This window comes from Pyramidobacter sp. C12-8, assembly GCF_002007215.1.
Taxonomy (GTDB): Bacteria; Synergistota; Synergistia; order Synergistales; family Dethiosulfovibrionaceae; genus Pyramidobacter.
Window position 1 is genome coordinate 1 of record NZ_MUHX01000073.1, and the last position, 739, is coordinate 739.

General features: G+C 48.3%; 1 protein-coding gene. It reads right to left on the minus strand.

The genetic code is table 11. The features are described from left to right. Nucleotides 1-129: 129 nt before the first annotated feature. Nucleotides 130-606: an IS200/IS605 family transposase gene (gene tnpA / locus B0D78_RS12120; protein WP_078017180.1), complete on the minus strand. Its 477-nt coding sequence runs from the start codon at nucleotides 604-606 to the stop codon at nucleotides 130-132. Nucleotides 607-739: the final 133 nt, after the last annotated feature.

Sequence of the window (739 nt, forward strand, 5' to 3'; positions counted from 1 at the left end):
AATCATAACCACCGGCCGTGCCGGTGGTTTGCACAAGCCCCCTTGGGGCATCTTCCCAGCCGAGCCTATAGGCTCATCGAAAAGTCTGTCAGCCGCACAACTCTCACAGGCTGCCCCTAAAGGGGCTCTCTACTTGCCTTCCTGTGCCGGCTTACCCGTAAACGGGTCAACGTACTCTTTGATCGTCAGCTGTTCCTCGGCATGATCTTCCTGTAATTGATTCCTGATGGAGGTCTCTATTGCATTCTTGTTGCGTCCTACCGTGCTTACGTAATAACCGCGGCACCAGAAATGTCGATTGCCATATTTGTACTTCAGATTCGCGTACTTCTCGTAAATCATCAGACTGCTTTTACCTTTCAAGTAACCCATCACCTGTGATATGCTGTATTTGGGCGGTATACTCAGGAGCATGTGGACGTGATCTTTACATGCTTCCGCCTCCAATATTTCAATTTCTTTGTACGCGCACAGTTTTCTCAGCATCAAACCAATGTCTTGTTTGATCTTCCCGTAGATGATCTGGCGGCGATACTTCGGCGCAAATACCACGTGATACTTACACTCCCACTTCGTGTGTGCTAAACTACTTATGTCAAGTTTCATCAGGACTTGATCCTCCTTTGGTTTGGCTTGGCGGCTGACAGACCGTTCTTACTTTACCAAAGGAGGAGTCCTTTTTCTCCATAGCTAAAGCCTTTTGGAACCACCGGCACTGCCGGTGGTTTTCGTTTTACAA